Annotated in this window: 18 protein-coding genes; 13 read left to right on the top strand and 5 right to left on the bottom strand. The window is 69.0% G+C overall.

Annotation, left to right across the window (positions count from 1 at the left end; all coding sequences use genetic code 11):
- Positions 1 to 48: 48 nt before the first annotated feature.
- A complete protein-coding gene (locus tag KEC57_RS11215) occupies positions 49 to 876 on the top strand; it encodes an alpha/beta fold hydrolase (RefSeq protein WP_229384701.1) in 828 nt (275 codons plus the stop codon).
- Entirely contained in the window at positions 873 to 1,175 is a 303-nt protein-coding gene (locus KEC57_RS11210) for an Rdx family protein (protein WP_267492357.1), read from the top strand. The genes KEC57_RS11215 and KEC57_RS11210 overlap by 4 nt, the downstream gene beginning before the upstream one ends.
- 17 nt (positions 1,176 to 1,192) lie before the next feature.
- Here KEC57_RS11210 and KEC57_RS11205 read toward each other — a convergent pair whose 3' ends face one another.
- Both KEC57_RS11205 and adhP read right to left on the bottom strand, forming a co-directional pair.
- Complete coding sequence (locus tag KEC57_RS11205; protein WP_229384699.1) at positions 1,193 to 1,630, bottom strand: iron chaperone; 438 nt, start codon at positions 1,628 to 1,630, stop codon at positions 1,193 to 1,195.
- 164 nt (positions 1,631 to 1,794) lie between these two features.
- Entirely contained in the window at positions 1,795 to 2,808 is a 1,014-nt protein-coding gene (adhP, locus tag KEC57_RS11200; RefSeq protein WP_229384936.1) for an alcohol dehydrogenase AdhP, read from the bottom strand.
- A 254-nt stretch (positions 2,809 to 3,062) separates the two neighbouring features.
- On the opposite strand from adhP, the gene KEC57_RS11195 reads away from it, so the two are divergent.
- From KEC57_RS11195 to KEC57_RS11185, 3 genes are all read left to right on the top strand, one after another.
- Entirely contained in the window at positions 3,063 to 4,448 is a 1,386-nt protein-coding gene (locus KEC57_RS11195) for a pyridoxal phosphate-dependent decarboxylase family protein (protein WP_229384698.1), read from the top strand.
- A gap of 110 nt (positions 4,449 to 4,558) precedes the next feature.
- Positions 4,559 to 5,311, top strand: coding sequence for an acyl-CoA synthetase (locus KEC57_RS11190; protein WP_229384697.1), 753 nt, complete (start codon positions 4,559 to 4,561; stop codon positions 5,309 to 5,311).
- A complete protein-coding gene (locus tag KEC57_RS11185) occupies positions 5,308 to 5,637 on the top strand; it encodes an amino acid transporter (RefSeq protein ID WP_229384696.1) in 330 nt (109 codons plus the stop codon). The genes KEC57_RS11190 and KEC57_RS11185 overlap by 4 nt, the downstream gene beginning before the upstream one ends.
- 39 nt (positions 5,638 to 5,676) lie before the next feature.
- On the opposite strand, the gene purB is transcribed toward KEC57_RS11185, so the two are convergent.
- Together purB and KEC57_RS11175 are read right to left on the bottom strand one after the other, a co-directional pair.
- Positions 5,677 to 7,056 carry an adenylosuccinate lyase gene (gene purB, locus KEC57_RS11180; RefSeq protein WP_229384695.1) on the bottom strand — a complete coding sequence of 460 codons (1,380 nt, stop codon included), beginning with the start codon at positions 7,054 to 7,056 and terminating at the stop codon, positions 5,677 to 5,679.
- Positions 7,057 to 7,102: 46 nt separating this feature from the next.
- Positions 7,103 to 7,606: a low molecular weight protein-tyrosine-phosphatase gene (locus KEC57_RS11175; protein WP_229384694.1), complete on the bottom strand. Its 504-nt coding sequence runs from the start codon at positions 7,604 to 7,606 to the stop codon at positions 7,103 to 7,105.
- A gap of 206 nt (positions 7,607 to 7,812) precedes the next feature.
- Between KEC57_RS11175 and KEC57_RS11170 the strand changes: the two genes are divergently transcribed.
- The 8 genes from KEC57_RS11170 to KEC57_RS11135 all read left to right on the top strand — a co-directional run bounded on the left by KEC57_RS11170 (position 7,813) and on the right by KEC57_RS11135 (position 18,530).
- Positions 7,813 to 10,476: an ExeM/NucH family extracellular endonuclease gene (locus KEC57_RS11170; protein ID WP_229384693.1), complete on the top strand. Its 2,664-nt coding sequence runs from the start codon at positions 7,813 to 7,815 to the stop codon at positions 10,474 to 10,476.
- A 209-nt stretch (positions 10,477 to 10,685) separates the two neighbouring features.
- The gene (locus tag KEC57_RS11165; protein ID WP_229384692.1) at positions 10,686 to 11,732 is read left to right on the top strand and encodes a LacI family DNA-binding transcriptional regulator; all 1,047 of its coding nucleotides are present in this window, start codon (positions 10,686 to 10,688) and stop codon (positions 11,730 to 11,732) included.
- Positions 11,729 to 13,042, top strand: coding sequence for an ABC transporter substrate-binding protein (locus KEC57_RS11160; RefSeq protein ID WP_229384691.1), 1,314 nt, complete (start codon positions 11,729 to 11,731; stop codon positions 13,040 to 13,042). Before KEC57_RS11165 ends, KEC57_RS11160 begins: the two co-directional genes overlap by 4 nt.
- Before the next feature lie 199 nt (positions 13,043 to 13,241).
- Positions 13,242 to 14,141 (top strand): carbohydrate ABC transporter permease, encoded by a 900-nt coding sequence (locus tag KEC57_RS11155; RefSeq protein WP_229384690.1) that lies wholly within the window; start codon positions 13,242 to 13,244, stop codon positions 14,139 to 14,141.
- Positions 14,138 to 15,064 carry a carbohydrate ABC transporter permease gene (locus KEC57_RS11150; RefSeq protein ID WP_229384689.1) on the top strand — a complete coding sequence of 309 codons (927 nt, stop codon included), beginning with the start codon at positions 14,138 to 14,140 and terminating at the stop codon, positions 15,062 to 15,064. Before KEC57_RS11155 ends, KEC57_RS11150 begins: the two co-directional genes overlap by 4 nt.
- The gene (locus KEC57_RS11145; RefSeq protein ID WP_229384688.1) at positions 15,061 to 16,641 is read left to right on the top strand and encodes an alpha-amylase family glycosyl hydrolase; all 1,581 of its coding nucleotides are present in this window, start codon (positions 15,061 to 15,063) and stop codon (positions 16,639 to 16,641) included. Before KEC57_RS11150 ends, KEC57_RS11145 begins: the two co-directional genes overlap by 4 nt.
- A gap of 120 nt (positions 16,642 to 16,761) precedes the next feature.
- On the top strand, positions 16,762 to 17,070 hold the full coding sequence (locus KEC57_RS11140; RefSeq protein WP_229384687.1) for a hypothetical protein: 309 nt from the start codon (positions 16,762 to 16,764) through the stop codon (positions 17,068 to 17,070).
- Positions 17,067 to 18,530, top strand: coding sequence for a hypothetical protein (locus tag KEC57_RS11135; RefSeq protein WP_229384686.1), 1,464 nt, complete (start codon positions 17,067 to 17,069; stop codon positions 18,528 to 18,530). Before KEC57_RS11140 ends, KEC57_RS11135 begins: the two co-directional genes overlap by 4 nt.
- Here KEC57_RS11135 and KEC57_RS11130 read toward each other — a convergent pair.
- Positions 18,502 to 18,894, bottom strand: coding sequence for a phage holin family protein (locus KEC57_RS11130; RefSeq protein WP_229384685.1), 393 nt, complete (start codon positions 18,892 to 18,894; stop codon positions 18,502 to 18,504). The two genes, KEC57_RS11135 and KEC57_RS11130, sit on opposite strands and share 29 nt — an antisense overlap.
- Positions 18,895 to 18,973 lie beyond the last annotated feature (79 nt).

The following is an 18,973-nucleotide window of genomic DNA, read 5'->3' as shown; positions in this document are numbered from 1 at the left end:
TCGGCGCCCGCGCGCGACGGCCGTCCGGGCGAGGAGCAGAATGTGTGCATGGATGCCGCACCGCTCGTCCGCACCGAGATGCCCTCGCCGAGCTTCATCATGTCGCAGGAGGGGTACCAGATCGCCACGTATTCCTGGGGCGACCGCGATGCCGAACCCGTCCTCTGCGTGCACGGCTTCGCGTCGAGCTGTCGTGACAACTGGGTCGAGACCGGATGGGTGCGCGACCTCACGCGGGCCGGCTACCGCGTGATCGGCGTCGACCAGCGCGGCCACGGGGCCAGTGACAAGCCGCGCGACAAGCGCGCGTATTCGATGGGCGCGTTCGTGTCGGATCTGCTCACGGTGCTCGACACCTACCTGATCGACGACGTGCGCTACGTCGGCTACTCGCTCGGCGCGCGGGTCGGATGGCAGTTCGCCGTCGATGCACCTGAGCACGTGTCGCGCGCGGTGCTCGGCGGCATCCCCGACGGCCGCCCGCTGGCGCGACTTCAGATCGAGCAGGCGCGCGCGTATGCCGAAGAGGGAATACCGGTGGAGGATCCCGTCACCCGCAACTACGTGACGCTCGCCGAACGCGTCCCCACCAACGACCTGCTCGCCCTGGTGGCGCTTGCCGAGGGCATGCGCCTCGGCGATGCCGACCCCGACCCCGATCGACCGCCGGGGCAGCCGATCCTCTTCGCGACCGGATCCGAGGACGCGATCCTGGAGCGGTCGAAGAAGCTCGCGGCCTGCGCGCCGCGTGGCACGTTCCAGGAGATCCCCGACCGGCACCACTTCAACACCCCGGGCTCCCGGGTCTTCCGGCAGAGCGCGCTCGGGTTCCTGCCCGGCGGCGACGGCGACGCCGACGCGGCGGGCCCGCGATGACGCACCGTATCCGTGTCGTCTACTGCACGCAGTGCGCTTGGATGCTCCGAGCGGCATGGATCGCTCAAGAGCTGCTGACGACCTTCCAGGACGAACTCATGGGAGGCGGAGCCACACTCGAGCCGGGCACCGGGGGGATCTTCGAGGTCTACGCCGACGACGAGCGCGTGTGGTCGCGCAAGGACGACGGCGGCTTTCCCGACATCGTCGAGCTCAAGCGATTGGTGCGCGACCGCATCGCGCCGGATCGCGTCCTCGGTCATGCCGATCGTGCGGCGGCGCGGCGGCTCGAAGGGTAACGGCGCGTCCTGCGTGCTCAGGCCACCGCGGCCTTCACGAGCGCGGTGATCTTCGCCTCGACCTCGGGGGTCCAGTGGCGCACGGCGAAGCCGATCGGCCAGAGGTCGCCGTCGTCGAGGCGGGCGCGATCCTCGAACCCGATCGTCGCGTAGCGAGCCTTGAACTTCTCGGCAGGCTGGAGGAACACCACGACCTTGCCATCGCCGTTCGCATAGGCGGGCATGCCGTAGTACGTCTTGGGCGTCAGGCCGGGCGCGACCTCGGTGACGACCTTGTGCAGGCCCTCGGCGAGCGGCTTGTCGTCGGCGCCGAGTTTTGCGATGGCGTCGAGCACCTGCGTGGTGCCCGCCTCGCGGTTCTTGCCCGCCTTCGCCTGGTCGCGCAGCTCCTTCGCTCGCTCCTTGACCGCGTCGCGCTCTTCCTTCGACAGTCCGTCGGATGTCTTCTCGGCCATGACTCTCTCCTCACGCTCGTGGGTGCCTGCGCAACCCGTCGGCCTCACGCTACGCGGAGCATCCGGCGCTGCGCTTCTCCATTCCTGCCCTCTTCGTCCGCGAGTGTGGAGGGCACGACGAAGGGGCGAGGCATCGGCCCCGCCCCTCGTCTGCATGGGCGCGATCAGTCGAACTGCATCACGATGCGGCCGTCGATCTTGCCGCGCTCCATCCGCTCGAAGATGTCGTTGATGTCGTCGATCGACTCGACCGTGACGGTGGGATGGATCTCCCCGCGCGCGTAGAAGTCGAGCGCCTCGATCATGTCCTGGCGCGTGCCTACGATCGAGCCTCGGATCGTGATGGCGCGCAGCACGATATCGAAGATGTCGGCGGGGAAGTCTCCCGGGGGCAGGCCGTTGAACACGATCGTCGCGCCTCGGCGGGCGACGCCGAGCGCCTGACCGAAGGCCTTCGGGTGCACGGCGGTCACGAGCACCCCGTGCGCGCCGCCCGTCTGCTCCTGGATGACCGCCGCGGGATCCTGCGTCGCGGCGTTGACGGTGATCTCGGCGCCGTGCGATCGGGCGAGCGCGAGCTTCGCGTCGTCGATGTCGACGGCGGCGACCCGCAGACCCATGGCCCGGGCGTACTGCACCGCGATGTGCCCGAGCCCGCCGATACCCGAGATCACGACCCATTCGCCGGGGCGCGCCTCTGTCATCTTCAGGCCCTTGTAGACGGTGACGCCGGCGCAGAGGACGGGCGCGACTTCGACCGGGTCGGATCCCTCGGGGATGCGGGCGGCGAAACGCTCGTCGACGAGCATGTACTCGCCGAAGCTGCCGTCGACCGAATAGCCGCCGTTCTGCTGCTCGGGGCACAGGGTCTCCCAGCCGGTGCGGCAGAACTCGCACGTGCCGCACGCGCTCCACAGCCACGCGTTGCCCACCAGGTCTCCGATGGCGAGCGACGTCACGCCATCGCCCAGGGCCACGACCTCGCCGAAGCCCTCGTGACCGGGAATGAGGTTCGCCTTGGGCGCGACGGGCCAGTCGCCGCGCGCGGCATGCAGGTCGGTGTGACAGACGCCGGTCGTGTGCACCTTCACGAGCGCCTGACCCGGCCCGGGCGTCGGAATCGGCACGTCGCGTATGGCGAGGGGCTGATCGGGCGCCGTCACGACGGCGGCGCGCATGGTTCCCGTGGGCACGGTTCCTGTACGCGCCGTGCCGTGGGCGCTGTCCAGGGAGTCGGTAAGAATCGTCATCGATATCACTTCCTGACGGACGGACGTCTTCCGTCCTCTGCCTCCGACGCTACGTACGGGTACGTTGCACGACGTTGCACCGCCCTCGGGCGTGATCATCCCCTCCCACTCGCCGGCGTCGAAGGGGATGATGGTGTCGCGTCCTGCCGGCGAGCGGGAGACCCGATCCGACCGGAGGCAGCATGACCGCGACATCCCGTCCCGCCCAGATGCACGCGATCTCGGACGAGACCCGCCGCACTGTCGACGACGTGCTCGACTATGCACGCCGCCGGGCGCTCTACCAGGACGTCCCGCTCGACAAGCCGATGACTCCGCGCGAGCTGGAGCGGCTGGCGTCGGGATCGATCACGACGGACGGCATCGGCTCCCGCCGCGCGATCGCGCTGTTCGAGAACGTGCTCGCGCCGGCCTGCGTGTCGACCGATCATCCGGGATACCTCTCCTTCATCCCCTCGGCCCCCAGCAAGGCGTCGCTGGCCTTCGATGTCGTGGTGTCGGCATCCGCCATCTACGCCGGCTCGTGGATGGAGGGCGCCGGCGCCGTCTTCGCCGAGAACGAGGTGCTGAGCTGGCTCGCGGACGAGTTCGGGATGCCGCGGGGCGCCGGGGGCGTGTTCGTGCAGGGCGGCACGATCGGCAACCTGTCGGCGCTCGTGACGGCACGGGATGCCGCACGCCGGCGCAATCGCGAGGCGGGGCGACCCGACCCGGCGCGCTGGGTCGTCGTGTGCAGCGCCGAGGCGCACTCGTCGATCGCGTCGGCGGCCGCAGTGATGGACGTCGACATCGCCACGGCGGCGCCCGACGCCGAAGGCAGGCTGCACGGCGACGCCGTGGCGCGGGTGCTCGACGAACGCGGCGATGCGGTGTTCGCGGTGGTGGCCACCGGCGGCACCACGAATTTCGGGATCGTCGACGACATCGCCGGCGTTGCGGCCGCCACGAGACCCCGCGGTATCTGGCTGCACGTCGACGGCGCCTACGGGCTCGCCGCGATGCTCGTCGAGAGCATGCGCCCCGCGTTCGCGGGGGTCGAGCACGCCGACTCGGTGATCGTCGACCCGCACAAATGGCTCTTCGCGCCCTTCGACGCCTGCGCGCTCATCTACCGCGAGCCCTCGCTCGCGCTCTCGGCCCACACGCAGAAGGCCGAGTACCTCGACACCCTCACCGACAGGCCGGACTGGAACCCGTCCGATCTGGCGGTGCAGCTCACCCGCCGCGCCCGCGGCCTGCCGCTGTGGTTCTCGCTCGCGACCCACGGCACCGAGCAGTACCGGGCCACGATCGCCCAGGGAATCGACCTGGCACGCCGCGTGGCCGACGAAATCACGGTGCGCGACGGGCTCACGCTCGTGCGCGAGCCCCAGCTCTCGGTCGTGGTGTTCCGCCGGGAAGGCTGGACTCTCGCCGAGTACGAGGAATGGTCGACGCGCCTCCTGGAGGAGCAGCGTGCATTCGTCGTCCCCAGTTCCCACGCCGGCGAGCCCGTGCTGCGGTTCGCGATCATCTCGCCGCTCACGACGTTCGAACTGCTCTCCGACATCCTCGACACCCTGCGCTGAGGGATCCCGACCGGACGCTGTGCGCAGGACCGGATGCCGCACCCGACGACGCACGTAGACTGGACGCATCCCTCATCTCCGTAGGGATCCTCCCGCTCCGCAGGAACACCGTGACCTCAGCTTCTTCCGTCCGCACGTTCGAGGTGCGCCACGTGCAGATCGTGCGCGCCGCCTTCGCGGCGCTCGCGGCCGTCATGATCACGTTCACCTCCGACCACTCCGCGGCCGTCGGCATGGCCGTCTTCAGCGGCTTCGCGATCGCGACCGGCCTCGTGCTGCTCCTCTCGGTGTGGCTGGTCTATCCGGCGGGCCGGCGATGGCCGGCTGCCGCAGTCGGCGCTGTCACCCTCGTCGCAGGCATGGTCGGCGGGCTCATGCCGTTGCGCACCGTCATCGGCTTCTTCGTCGTCGTGATCGCGTGGGCGGTCCTCAGCGGGGTGCTCGAGGCACTCGCCGGGTGGCAGGGGCTCCGCGCCCGCACCGTGCGGCGCGAGATCGTTCCGGGCATCGCCGATGCCCGGCCCGCAGCCCCGGTCGGTCCCCGCTCCGAGAGCCGTGACGCCGTCGTCGTCGGAGCCGTGACGCTCCTCCTCGCACTGGCGCTGCTCTTCGTCCAGCCCGCGTACGCCCTCGACTACACGATCGAGGAAGCCCACCAGACGTTCACGCTCACCGGCGTCACCATCGGCGTCGGGATCTTCGGCGGCTACGCCGCGATCGTCGCCGTCTACCTCGCCATCGCCGGCTTCTCGCCGCGCGCACCCCTGCCCGTCACGACCGAGTCGCCGGACGGCGCACTCGCGGCCCCTCGGGCAGACGCGGCGCTCCGGATCGATCCGGCCGATCAGAAGGACCCCGCGTGAGCGACGACCGCCCCACCCGCCGCGATCTCATGAAGCCCGTGCAGCTGCTCGGGATGGCGTTCGGCGCGGCCCTGTTCGCAGGCATCGTGACGCTCGTGTCGATGGGCTTCTTCCAGCAGCGCACCGCCGAAGAGGCGCAGGCCGCCGTCGTGCTCGCGCTCATCATCGCCGGCGTGAGCTTCATCGCCGTTCTCGTGATCGTGTCGCTGCTGCTGCTCGCGGTAGACCCGGCCCAGATCACGAAGCAGGTCGACAAGCCGGTGCTGCTACCCGAAGAGGGCGACGAGAAGCCGGATGCCGCCGCACCCGGTGACCCCAAGGCCTGAGGCCCTCGGCTCCACCGGGAGCTTCCGCGCCCGCTGAGATCAGAGCTCGTCGACCAGCTGTGAAGCGAGGCCGTCGTACGTCGCCGGGGTGAGGGCCAGCAGGCGCTCCTTCGCGGCATCGCCGATGTCGAGTCCGCGAACGAACTCGGCGAGCTCGGCCGCACCGACGCGGCGGCCCCGGGTCAGGTCCTTCAGCAGCGCGTACGGGTCGGAGATCGACGAGCGACCTGCGGCGATCTCGGCGCGCACGACGGTCTGGATCGCCTCGGCGAGCACTTCCCAGTTCACGTCGAGGTCGGCCAGCAGCACGTCGTCGGCGAGCGAGATCTCGCCCAGGCCCCGCTGCAGGTTGTCGAGCGCGAGCAGCGAGTGCCCCAGAGCGACGCCGATGTTGCGCTGCGTCGTGGAGTCCGTGAGGTCGCGCTGCATGCGACTCGTGACGAGCGTCTGCGAGAGGGTGCCGAGCAGCCCGCCCGAGATCTCGAGATTGGCCTCGGCGTTCTCGAAGCGGATCGGGTTGATCTTGTGCGGCATCGTCGACGACCCGGTCGCGCCCGCGACGGGGATCTGCGTGAAGTAGCCGATCGAGATGTAGGTCCAGATGTCGGTCGCGAGGTTGTGCAGGATGCCGCCGGCATGGCGGATCCGGTCGTACAGCTCGACCTGCCAGTCGTGCGACTCGATCTGGGTGGTCAGGATGTTGAAATCGAGGCCGAGTCCCTCGATGAAGTCGCGCGACAGCGCCGGCCAGTCGACATCCGGCTCTGCGGCCAGGTGCGCCGACCACGTGCCGGTCGCCCCCGAGAACTTGGCGAGGTACTCGCCCCCGTCGATCTGGCGGGCGACGCGGTCGAGACGCCATGCGAAGACCGCGAGCTCCTTGCCCATCGTCGAGGGGGTGGCGGGCTGGCCGTGCGTGCGCGACAGCATGGCGGCATCCCGATGCGCCACCGCGAGGTCGGCGAGCGTCGCCGTGACGGCACGCAGCTTCGGCAGCCAGACGCGCTGGACCGCGCGCTGGACGGTGAGCGCGTAGGAGGTGGAGTTGATGTCCTCGCTGGTGCACGCGAAGTGGGTCAGCTCGGCGATGGCATCGAGCCCGAGCGTGCTGAGGCGGTCGCGCACCAGATACTCGACGGCCTTGACGTCGTGACGGGTGACGGCCTCCTTCTCGGCGAGCCAGTCGATCTCGGCCTGCCCGAACTCGAGGTACAGGGCGCGCAGCCGAGCCTTGTCGTCGTCCGAGAGCGGCGACGAGCCGAACAGCGACCGGTCGGTGAGGGCGATCAGCCATTCCACCTCGACCTCGACGCGGGCGCGGTTGAGCCCGGCCTCGGAGAGATAGTCGGCGAGCCCCGTGACGGCGGCGCGGTAGCGGCCGTCGAGGGGGCTGAGAGGCTGAGGGGGAAGAGAGGTCACAGGGGCTCCGATCGGAACTCTTCGAACGCGAAGTGCGACGCCGGCGTCACGCCGGGCGGATCGCGGGTTCGAGCTGCCGGAAGAGCGCCCGGCTCGCACTCTCGATCATACCGAGCACCTCGTCGAACATTCCGGGCCCGGCATAGTACGGGTCGGGCACATCGAGGGTATGGGCCGTCGCATCGAACGACAGCAGCAGCGCGATCTTGTCGGCGTCGGCCTCGGAACGGGCCCAGCCGTGGAGGATCCGCTCGTGACTGCGGTCGAGCGCGATCACCAGGTCGCTGTGGGCGAAGTCGGCATGGGTGAACTGCCGGGCCCGATGCCTGGTGCCGTCGTACCCGGCTCGCTCCAGCGCATCGATCGTGCGCTGGTCGGCGCGTTCCCCGACGTGCCAGTCCCCTGTTCCCGCACTCGACGAGGCGACGCGGGGACCCAGGCCCGCGGCATCCGCGAATCCACGGAAGACGACGTCGGCCATCGGGGACCGGCAGATGTTCCCGGTGCAGACGAACACGACGCGGAAGGGCTCCACGGCGCTCGCGGTCATACCGACCATTCTCGCGCGTCATCGCCCACGCCCAAAACGGAAGGCGGTGCGGGCGCGTCGTCGATGCCGCACGGAACGTTAAGGATCTCTCCTTTTCGAAGTCTTCCGCGACGGATGCCGCTCCCCTAGCTTGTGACTCACGACGTCGGCTCACGACGCCGTCGTCGCTTCCTGATCACGCGCGCAATTCGCCCTGTGGAGGTTCTGTGTCCCATCTGCCCCGTCGTCTCGTCGCCGCATCGGCGGCGTTCGCGCTCGTTGCCGCGGGGGTGGTGGCATTCGCCGCACCTGCATCCGCGGCATCCGGCGACCTCCTGCTCAGCGAATACATCGAAGGCTCGTCGTTCAACAAGGCGATCGAGATCTACAACCCGAGCACGGCGCCGGTCGACCTGGCGGCCGCGGGCTACAAGATCGATCAGTACTCGAACGGTGCGACCAACGCGAACCCCACGGTCGCCCTCACGGGAACGATCGCACCCGACGACGTGTTCGTCGTGGCCCACGCGTCGGCCGATCCCGCGATCCTGGCGGTGGCCGACCTGACGACCTCGGTCGGCCTGTTCAACGGCGATGACGCCGTCGCGCTGGTCAAGGGCACGGCGGTGGTCGACGTCATCGGACAGATCGGCGTCGACCCCGGCGCCGAGTGGGGCACAGCGCTCGCATCCACCGCTGACAACACGCTCCGCCGCGCAGCCGCGACGTGCGTGGGCGATGCCGTCGGCACCGACGCATTCGACCCGGCAAGCGGCTGGGTGGGCTTCGCGAACGGCACGTTCGACGGGCTCGGTGCACACGACGCGGACTGCGCGCTCGAACCGGGCACCGACCCCGACCCCGACCCCGATCCGGTCGCGGACTGCGACCTGGATGCGGTGACGATCGGCTCGGTGCAGGGCCCGGGATCCTCCTCGCCGGTGGCCGGCGAGAAGGTGCTGGTCGAGGGCGTCGTCGTCGGAGACTTCCAGCAGGCCGGTGGCTACGACGGGTACTACGTGCAGGATGCCGGCGACGGCGACTCGGCGACCTCGGACGGCGTCTTCGTCTACGCCCCGGGCGGTGCCGCGGTCCAGGTCGGCGACGCGGTGAGTGTGGTCGGCGAGGCCGGGGAGCGGTTCGGGCTGACCGAGATCGTCGCCGCGGGCATCGAGATCTGCGCGTCGGCGGTCGATCTGCCCGCCCCGGTCCCGCTCACCCTGCCTGCGACGCCCGAGCAGCGCGAGGCGCTCGAGGGGATGTCCGTGACCCTGCCGCAGCAGTTGACGATCGGCGAGACGTTCGAGTTCGGCCGTTTCGGCACGATCACGCTCACGGTCGGTCGCCAGCACCAGCCGACCGGACTGTATGACGCCGGATCGGCGGAGGCGGTCGCGCTCGCCGCGCAGAACGTGGCCGAGAGCATCACGGTCGACGACGGTCGCGGCTCGCAGAACCCCGACCCCGCCATTCACCCGAACGGCGACGTCTTCACGCTCGCGAACACGTTTCGAAGCGGCGATCTCGTGACGAACACGACCGGAATCCTGGACTACCGCTTCGACACGTGGGGCATCCAGCCCACCGAGGGCGCCGACTTCGCCGTCGGCAACCCGCGGACGGCTGCGCCCGAGGTCGGCGGCGAGCTGAAGGTGGCGAGCTTCAATGTGCTCAACTACTTCACGACCCTGACCGGCCCCGATGCGCGCGGTGCGAACGACGCCGCCGAGTTCGAGCGACAGGAGGCGAAGATCGTCACCGCGCTCGCCGAGATCGACGCCGACGTGTTCGGCCTGATCGAGATCGAGAACAACGGCACGGCGGTCGCGACCCTGACCGCCGCGCTCAACGAGCGTCTCGGCGGCGACGGCGACGTCTACCGCTACATCGACACCGGGGTGATCGGCACCGACGTGATCACCACGGCGCTGATCTACAAGCCGGCCTCGGTGACTCCCGCGGGGGCGTTCCAGCTCATGGAGCAGGAGGACGACGCCCGCTGGCTCGACGACTTCAACCGTCCCGCGCTGACGCAGACGTTCGCCGACGCTGCCGGCGCCGAGGTCACGGTGGTCGTCAACCACTTGAAGTCGAAGGGCTCGGACTGCAACGCCGTCAACGACCCGATCGACCCGAACGGGCAGGGCAACTGCAACGGCGTGCGCACGCAGGCTGCGGCGGCGCTCGCGGACTGGCTCGCCACCGATCCGACGGGTGAGGGCGCGGGCCGCGAGCTGATCATGGGCGACCTGAACTCGTACGCGCAGGAGGACCCCATCCAGGTGCTCACCGGCGCAGGCTTCACCGATCTGCTCGCGCAGTTCCAGGGAGCGGATGCCTACTCCTACGTGTTCGACGGGCAGCTGGGCTACCTCGACTACGCGCTCGCCGGCGGCGACGTGCTCGATGAGGTGGCCGAAGCCGCCGTGTGGAACGTCAACGCCGATGAGCCGAGTCTCATCGACTACGACATGTCGTTCAAAGCCCCGGCGCAGGACGCTCTGTACGCGGAGGACGCCTACCGCTCGAGCGACCACGATCCGGTGATCGTGGGCCTGAACCTCACCCCTCCCGACACCCTCGCCCCGACCATCGAGGCCACCGCGCTGCCGTCGTTCATCCTGGTGCCGAACAACAAGGACCGCGCGGTGCGGATGCACATCGACGCCGAGGACGAGAGCGGCGACGTCTCGGTCGCCCTGACCGACGTCACGGTGGCCGGCAGCACGAAGGCGGCGTGGGAGCAGACCGGCGACCGCACATTCACGGTCAAGGCGGTGAACGGCGCGCGCTACACGTTCACGTGGACGGCGACGGATGCCGCGGGCAATACCGCGACCGACACGGCAGTGGTCGTCGTCGGCGTGAGGGGCCTGCTCGGGCTCTTCTGACGCGGCGCGGCTCCTCTCCTGGCGGCCCCTCCTCTCGTTCGTCACCGAACGCGGGGAGGGGCCGCTGATCTGCGCTCGCGGCGTTTAGTAAACGTTTGCGCGGTCTGCGCGGAACTATCTATCGTCAGTCTGTGCGGTCCGCAAACGATTGCGTGATTCTCACCGGCGAGCACTCGCTCAGACAGCACCGACCACCCGATGGAGGGCAGATGACGACGATTCGAGATGTCGCCAAGGTCGCCGGGGTTTCACCCGCCACCGTCTCGCGCGTCGTCAACGGTCTCGCCGGCTACTCGGCCGAGACGCGCCGCCGAGTGGACGACGCGATCCGCGAGCTCAGCTACGAACCGGACACTCTCGCGCGCGGGCTCAAGACGAAGCAGGGCGCCGTCATCGGTGTGCTGGCTCCCGTCGTCTCCGACGCCCTGGCCTCCGAGATCATGAGCGGCGTCGAGTCGGCCGCCCGTCAGCGCGGCTACTCGGTGATGCTGGGCAGGACGGGACCGAACTCCGCCTACGCGGCCAGCTACCTCCGCACCTTCCGAACCTACCGCGCAGCCGGCGTCATCCTGATCTCCGCCGCCGTCACGGCCGACATGCGCCGCGCACTCGGCTCGGGCATCCCCGTGATGTCCGTCGCCATCCGAGACGGTGCGCAATTTCCGAGTCTGGCGATCGATGACGAGGCCGCCGCGTATGACGGCACCCGCCGCCTCATCACTCTCGGCCACCGCCGCATCGGCCTCCTCGCCGGCGACCCCGCATCGACGCTCGTCAACACCGTGCGCAAGCGCGGCTACCTCCGTGCCATGACCGAGGCGAGGCTCGATCCTCTGATCGAGCATGGCAACTCGCTGTACGACTCCGCACCGCCCGCCCTCGGTCGGCTTCTCGCGAGAGACGCCGGACTGACGGCCGTTTTCGCACTGAGCGATGAGATGGCGGCCGCCGTCGTCAACGAACTGCAGCGCAAAGGGCGGATCGTGCCTGACGAGATCTCGGTGCTCGGCTTCGACAACACGCGAACGTCGACCCATGTCTATCCGGCGCTCAGCACGATTGCGCAGCCGCTGGAGCGGATGGGTCAGCTCGCCGTGGAGAGGCTGCTCGCCGCGGAAGACGGCCCGGCCGGAGCCCTCGGCCCTCGCATTCTCGCGCACCGACTGATCGAGCGCGGTTCGACGTCCGCCCCCGCAGACCGCACGACCCCATCCCGCACGACGAGCACTACCCACCCCACCAAGGAGAATTCATGATGCAACGACGCCTCTATCGCCGTCCCCTTCTCGCCCTCGCATTCGTCGCAACCGCGGCGATCAGCCTCTCGGCCTGCGCGAGCACGACCGCGACGCCCGCCGCGACGGCCACGAGCGACGAACTCGAGGGCCGCGGCCCGATCCAGTACGTGAGCAGCCCGGATGGCTCGGGCGCGGCACAGGCCACGATCGACGCCTGGAACGCCGAGCACCCCGATGAGCAGGTCACCTGGGTCGAACTTCCGCTGGATGCCGACCAGCAGCGTCAGCAGATGGTGCAGAACGCCCAGGTCGAGGGGTCCGCCTACACGGTGCTGAACCTCGATGTCGTCTGGACGTCGGAGTTCGCCGCGAACCGCTGGATCACGGCGTTGCCCGAAGACGCGATCGCACTGGACGAGATGATTCCGGCGACGGTGGATGCCGCGACCTACCGCGACACGGTCTATGCCGCCCCGTACTACACCGACGGAGCACTCCTCTACTCGCGTACCGACTTGCTGGCCGCCGCCGGAATCACGAATCCTCCTGAGACCTGGGCCGAGATGGAAGCGGCCTGCGACGCGGTGCTTGCTCTGCCGGAGGCTGCCGGCATGTCGTGCTACGCCGGGCAGTTCGACAAGAACGAGGGCCTCACCGTCAACTTCAGCGAGGCCGTGAGCTCGGCGGGAGGCTCGCTCTTCAACGCCGACGGCGAGCCGACGGTCGACACGCAGGAGGCGCGCGTCGCACTCGACTTCCTGGTCGACGGCTTCGCCACCGGCATGATCCCGGAAGAGGCGATCACTTTCCAGGAGGAGCAGGGTCGCGAGGCATTCCAGTCGGGAAGGCTGGTCTTCCTCCGCAACTGGCCGTACATCTACAAAGCGCTCGCGGCCGAAGACGGCTCCAGCAGTGTGCAGGGAAAATTCGGCGTGAGCGCCATTCCCGGCCTCGACGAGCTGGGCGTATCCACCCTCGGTGGGCGCAACATCGCCATCTCGAGCTTCGCCGAGAACAAGGCGACGGCACTCGACTTCATCACGTTCTTCACCTCCCAGGAGCAGCAGCGCGAGCGGCTCGCGCTCAGCTCGCGCGCGCCCGTTTTCGCCGAGTTCTACGAAGACGACGCGATCGTGGCCAAATACGCGTACCTGCCGACCCTGCTGACCGCGCTCGAGCGGGCGCAGCCGCGCCCCAAGGTGGTCCAGTACGGGGCGACGACCGCGGCGATCCAGGACGACATCTACGCGGCGTTGACAGGGGTCAAGAGCCCGGAGGAAGCGCTGGAGAACCTGCAGTCGCAGCTCACCACGATCACCGCCGACTGAACCGCTGCACGTGGGCGGCCGTCGACCGTGACGGCCGCCCACGTCCACGACCCTAGGAACCTCCGAGATGTCACCATCATCGATCGCCCCCGCGCCCCCGCGCACGCCTCCCCTCTCTCCGCACCGGCTTCCACGCCGTGTCGCTCGTGGGCCGAGAGAAGGTGCAAGGGCGGCGCTTCTCCTCTCGCCGACGTTCATCGTGCTCGCCCTCGTGATCGCCTATCCGTTGATCTCAGCGGTGTATCAGTCACTGTTCAGCGCCCAGGCGGGACTCGACGCCGATGGGTTCGTCGTGGAGGGCGAGACCTTCGTCGGACTCGGAAACTACCTGAGCATCTTCGCGGGCTCCGACTCCGCCCGCTTCTACAACGCCTTCTGGAATACGACCTTCTTCACGGTCGTCTCCGTCGGCCTCGAGACCGTCATCGGTGTCGGATTCGCCGTCGCCATGAACCGCGCGTTCCGGGGCCGCGGCTTCCTCCGCGCGGCGATCCTGATCCCGTGGGCTATCCCCACGGCGGTGTCCGCTCTGCTGTGGCGATGGATCTTCCAGTCGAACGGCGTCGCGAACGCGCTGCTCAACCAGCAGGTCCTCTGGACGGCCGAGGGCCTGCAAGCCCAGATCGCCGTGATCATCGCCGAGGTCTGGAAGACCGCCCCGTTCATCGGATTGCTCGTGCTCGCCGGAATGCAGCTCATTCCCGAAGAGGTGTATGAGGCGGCGAAACTGGACGGCGCGAACGCCTGGAAGCAGTTCTTCTCGATCACGCTCCCCCTCGTGAAGCCGGCGCTCCTGGTCGCAGTGCTCTTCCGCCTGCTCGATGCCCTCCGCATGTTCGACCTGCCGTTCGTGCTGATCGGCCCGCGCAAGAGCTCCGTCGAAACGCTGTCGATCCTCGCCTGGGACGAGTCGAACCAGCTCCAATACGGCATGGCCTCGGCGTTCGCGATCATCCTGCTCGTCTACGTGGCGCTGATCGCATTCGTGTTCGTCCGCCTGCTCGGTGCCGATGTGTTCGGCGACGCGGACAAGCGGACCGAGAAGCTCGCTCGCAGGGCCCGCGCAGGCGGCGCCGCACCAAAGGAGTCTGTTCGATGACCGCCATCGCGGAAAGAGGCGCTCTCGCCCCGCACGAAGACACTCGGCGCGAACGCGGCCGGCGCGACACGCAGCGACGACGACCGGCCCAGCGCCCCAGCGCCATCATGCTGGCGGCGACACGCTGGATCGGCATCGCGATCGTGGCGGTGTACTGCCTCGCACCGTTCTTCTGGATGATCGTCTCGAGCCTGCGCACGACGAACGACATCTTCGAGACGACGCCGCTGCCGACCACCTGGTCCATCGAGAGCTACGTCCAGGTGTTCGACTCGTCGAACAACTTCGGGCAGGCGCTGCTGAACAGCCTCATCGTGGCGGGGATCACAACGATCTTCGCTCTCGTGTTCGGCATCTTCGCCGCCTATGCGATCGCCAGGCTGAACTTCCCCTTCAAGTCCGCCATCCTCGCCGTCGTCATCGCGACATCGATGTTCCCCGGCATCGCCGTGGTCGTTCCGCTCCTGCGGCTGTTCACCGATATCGGCTGGATCAACACCTACCAGGCGATGATCGTGCCCAGTCTCTCCTTCGCCATTCCCCTCGCCGTGTGGAACTTGACGACCTTCATGAAGCAGCTCCCGCACGATCTCGAGCAGGCGGCGATGATCGACGGATGCACGAAGTGGCAGGCCTTCACGAAGATCCTGCTGCCGCTCGCGGCGCCGGGAGTCTTCACGACCGCGATCCTCACCTTCATCCATAGCTGGAACGAGTTCATCATCGCGCTCTCCATGGCCAACGACCCCGCGATCCAGACGGCGACCGTCGCCATCTCGAAGTTCACCGGCGCCAGTGATTTCCAGGCGCCGTTCGGCGCGCAGATGGCTGCGGGCGTGGTCGTCACGATTCCGCTCATGATCATGGTGCTCCTCTTCCAACGCCGTATCGTCGACGGCCTCACCTCGGGGGCGACGAAGTGAGCGACTGGTGGGAGACGGCCGTCATCTACGAGGTCTATCCGCGGTCGTTCGCCGACTCGAACGGGGACGGCGTGGGGGACCTGCGCGGAATCATCGAGAAGATTCCCTATATCGACTCGCTCGGCGTCGAGGGGATCTGGCTGACGCCGTTCCAGCGATCACCGCAGGTCGATCAGGGCTACGACATCAGCGACTACTGCGATGTCGATCCGTTGTTCGGAACGATCGCCGACTTCGACGAACTCCTCGAAGCGGCCCACGCGCGGGGGCTGAAAGTGCTCGTCGACATCGTGCCGAACCACACCTCGATCGAGAATCCGCTGTTCGAGGCCGCTGTGGCCGCCGGGCCGGGCTCGCCGGAGCGAGCGATGTTCCACTTCCGGCCCGGGCGGGGGGGCTCCGACGAGGACCCGCCCAACAACTGGGTCAGTGTGTTCGGGGGTCCCGCTTGGCACCGCGTCGACGCCCAGTCGTCGGAAGACGCCGACTGGTACCTGCACCTGTTCTCACCCGGTCAACCGGACTGGAACTGGGAGAATCCGGCCGTGGCGGACTACTTCGACGGCGTCATCCGGTTCTGGTTCGACCGCGGCGTCGACGGCATCCGCATCGACGTCGCCCATGGCCTCTTCAAGGCGGAGGGCCTGCCCGACTCTGTTTCGGTGCCGATCGTGATCGACGGCCTGCGCTCGAACCCGCTGGCCATGAACCAGGTCGCCGTGCATGACGTGTACCGGGTGTGGCGTGCGGTGGCCGAGGAATACTCTCCGCCCCGGCTGCTGCTGGGTGAGGTGAACCTCGAGCCGGAACTCGCGGCGCTCTACACGCGTCCCGATGAACTCCACCAGACCTTCGCGTTCGCCTTCGCGCGCCTCGGCTGGGAGCCGGCGGAGTGGTGTTCGGTCGGGAACCGGCTCGAGGCGGTGCGCCGCCGCGTCGGCGCGGCCCCGAGCTGGGCGCTCGAGAACCACGACATCGTGCGCACCGTGACCCGCTTCGGCGGGGGCGGGCGTGGCCGTGAGCGAGCGCGGGCCGCCATCGTCGCGCTGCTCGGTCTGCCCGGGGCGGTCTACGTCTATCAGGGGCAGGAACTAGGGCTGCCCGAGATCGACGTACCCGTCGAGGAGCGCGCCGACCCGATGTGGACGCACGGCGGGGTGAGTCGGGACGGGGCGCGCATCCCGCTCCCGTGGATCGACTTCGTGGCCGACAACCACGGCTTCTCTCCCGCGGGCGCGGAACGCCCCTGGCTGCCGATTCCTCCCGGCTGGGGAGAATTCGCGGTGTCGCGGCAATCCGCGGACGCAGCATCCACGCTCGCGCTCTTCCGTCGCGCGGCACAGGTCCGCCGCGAACTCGTTTCATCGGGTGCATTCAGCCCCGATGAAGGTGCGGTGTGGAGCTTCGACGACGGGACGGGGCTCCTCCTGGTCCGCCGTGATGAAGGCGTCTGCGTCGCGATCGCCATGGGCGACGCTGCCGCCCGGCTGCCGGACGGCACGGTGCTGTTCTCCTCCGCGCCGCTCGAGGAGGGCCTACTGCCTCCCGACACGACAGCCTGGATCGCCGTGCGGTGAGGCAGTGCCGCGGGCTCTTCTGAGCGCGCGCACTCCTCCCCAGGACGCCCTTCTCCGGGTTCGTGCACAGAACGCGGAGAGGGAGCTCTGGTCGGCGGTGCGGCGGATGAGCATGGACGGGTGTTCGACCCGACCCCCACCACATCCCCTGCCCAGGAGCTCGCCATCGTCGCGCGCGAGCTCGCCGTCATCGGCGACCGCATCGCAGATGCCGTGACCAACGCGCGCGGGCTGTCCGCCGCGACCGACTGGCAGGCCAAGGCCGCAACCGCCTATCACGAGAAGGCCGATGCCTGGGCGGGCGCCGTCTCGAGCCTGCTGTGCCTCGCCGAGACGGCGCGCCTCGACGCCGCACGAGCCCGCGACCGCGTCGCGCTGCAGGAGGCCGCACCGGATCTTCAGCTCTTCGCACCGGCGGCGCGGCGATGAGCTCCGACGGACCCGGCCTCGACGACGGACGACCGAAGGTCGACCTCGACCCGGACTGGAGCCTGATCGGCCGGCTTCCCGAGGTCTGGCCGCGCACCGATTCGGGGCTCGAGATCCGAGGCGGTGGGGCCGTCTCGGTCGACACCGAGACGCTGCGGCACACCGCCGGCCGCTTCGTCCAGGCGAAGATCGACCTGGACTCGATCGGTGAGCGGCTCGGTTCGCTGAACAACATGCTGTGGTGGATCGGCGACCGCGCCTGGGAGGCGAAGACGAGCGCGCAGACGCTCTGGACGCACCTGCTCGAGGTGCGGCGTGAGGCGGAGCGGATCACGTTCGCGCTGCAGGAGGCGGCGGCCGTGTACGAGCTGGTCGAGCTCGACGTCGAGCGCCGCGCGGCCACTTTCGCGGGCGACGTCGCGAAGACGGCCGTCCTCGACGCGCAGATGGACTCGCTGCGCGAGACCTATCCCGATGCGTGGTCGAAGGCGCTGGGCGCCGAGTGGGATCGCGCCGTGATGTGGCCGTCCGAACTGGTGCGGCAGGCCACCGAGACAGGGGTCGCGATCGGCGGTGAGTTCGGCGACCCCGCGGCGACCGTCGTCGGCGCGGGCGCGGGTCTGTTCACGCTCGGCACCGCCGCCGGATTGGGGATCGCCGGTTCGGGTCGCCTCGCGCGCGACGCGAAGCTCACTGGGGCGCCAGGCCCCGTGACACTCACCGCGGTGCCGCCGGCTCCGACGTCGGGTGCGCCGGCAAGCCTTGCCGGCGCGACTCAGCGGATCCCCGGGGCAGGTGAATCCCGCGTACGCGTCGAGCGCTACGCGATGCCCGATGGCACTCGACAGTTCGCGGTCTACATCGCGGGCATGCAGACCGCGGCGATCGGCGGCGACGACCCGTGGGACAACAAGTCCAACATCGAGCTGTACACCGGGCAGCGGTCGGAGTCGTACGCCGCCACCGAGCGTGCACTCGTCGACGCCGGGGCGCGGCCCGGCGACCCCTTGTACATATTCGGCTATTCGCAGGGGGCGATGATCGGCGCGCACCTGGCGCTCGAGAGCGAGTACGACACCCGCACGCTGGTCTCGATCGGGTCACCCGTCTCGGCCGAGGTCGGCGCGGGCACCCTGAGTGTGACGCTCCGGCACACCGACGACCCTGTCGCCGCGCTCGCGGGTGGCGGCCATGTCGCCGCGGTCGGCGCGCCGGGCAGCATCGTGGTCGAACGCGTCGCCGACACCGCGACCGGAGTGGACGACATCGCCGTTCCCGGACACCAGATGGCGGCGTACGCCGAGACGGCGGCACTCGTGGACGCGTCGCCGGACCCCCGCGTCGACGAGCTGCGCGGCGTCTTCGACCAACTCGCGAGTGCTGAATCGGTCGAGGTGACGGAGTACTCCGCGAGGCGGACGGACGGAGTCGTCAGTCCTTCGGGCGGGGGCGCAGGATGATCCCGAACACCCAGTTGATCAACGAGATGATGATCGCGGCGACCAGTCCCCACCAGAAGTCCTCGACACGCAGGCCCCAGTTCCACCAGTGCGTGAGCCACGCGGTCAGCCACAGCAGGAACGCGTTGATGAGAAGGCCGATGAGCCCGAGCGTCAGGATGTACAGCGGGAACGCGAGCACCTTGATGACGGTGCCGATGATGGTGTTCACCAGTGCGAAGATCACCGCGACGAGCAGCAGCGTCAGCACCAGCTGCAGCGTCTCGCCCGGTGGGAATGCGATGACCGAGACCTGCAGAGCGGGAATGAGCGTCACGACCCAGATCGCGAACGCATTGACGACGACTCGGATGAGGAAGCGCATAGTGCGTCAGTCTGGCACGCGGTCCCGACGGCTGGGAAGCTGCGCGGGGCGCGGCATCCGTCCCGCTCGTAGACTCGTG

This window comes from Microbacterium allomyrinae, assembly GCF_020682705.1.
Lineage (GTDB): Bacteria > Actinomycetota > Actinomycetes > Actinomycetales > Microbacteriaceae > Microbacterium > Microbacterium allomyrinae.
This window is presented reverse-complemented; position numbering and strand designations above follow the sequence as displayed.

What these genes read in the sequence shown, in the direction of transcription:
- KEC57_RS11215 (WP_229384701.1), top strand. Translation starts at nt 49, where the DNA reads ATGGATGCCGCACCGCTCGTCCGCACCGAGATGCCCTCGCCGAGCTTC.
- KEC57_RS11210 (WP_267492357.1), top strand. Translation starts at nt 873, where the DNA reads ATGACGCACCGTATCCGTGTCGTCTACTGCACGCAGTGCGCTTGGATG.
- KEC57_RS11205 (WP_229384699.1), bottom strand. Translation starts at nt 1,630, where the DNA reads ATGGCCGAGAAGACATCCGACGGACTGTCGAAGGAAGAGCGCGACGCG.
- adhP (WP_229384936.1), bottom strand. Translation starts at nt 2,808, where the DNA reads ATGCGCGCCGCCGTCGTGACGGCGCCCGATCAGCCCCTCGCCATACGC.
- KEC57_RS11195 (WP_229384698.1), top strand. Translation starts at nt 3,063, where the DNA reads ATGACCGCGACATCCCGTCCCGCCCAGATGCACGCGATCTCGGACGAG.
- KEC57_RS11175 (WP_229384694.1), bottom strand. Translation starts at nt 7,606, where the DNA reads ATGACCGCGAGCGCCGTGGAGCCCTTCCGCGTCGTGTTCGTCTGCACC.
- KEC57_RS11165 (WP_229384692.1), top strand. Translation starts at nt 10,686, where the DNA reads ATGACGACGATTCGAGATGTCGCCAAGGTCGCCGGGGTTTCACCCGCC.
- KEC57_RS11160 (WP_229384691.1), top strand. Translation starts at nt 11,729, where the DNA reads ATGATGCAACGACGCCTCTATCGCCGTCCCCTTCTCGCCCTCGCATTC.
- KEC57_RS11150 (WP_229384689.1), top strand. Translation starts at nt 14,138, where the DNA reads ATGACCGCCATCGCGGAAAGAGGCGCTCTCGCCCCGCACGAAGACACT.
- KEC57_RS11135 (WP_229384686.1), top strand. Translation starts at nt 17,067, where the DNA reads ATGAGCTCCGACGGACCCGGCCTCGACGACGGACGACCGAAGGTCGAC.
- KEC57_RS11130 (WP_229384685.1), bottom strand. Translation starts at nt 18,894, where the DNA reads ATGCGCTTCCTCATCCGAGTCGTCGTCAATGCGTTCGCGATCTGGGTC.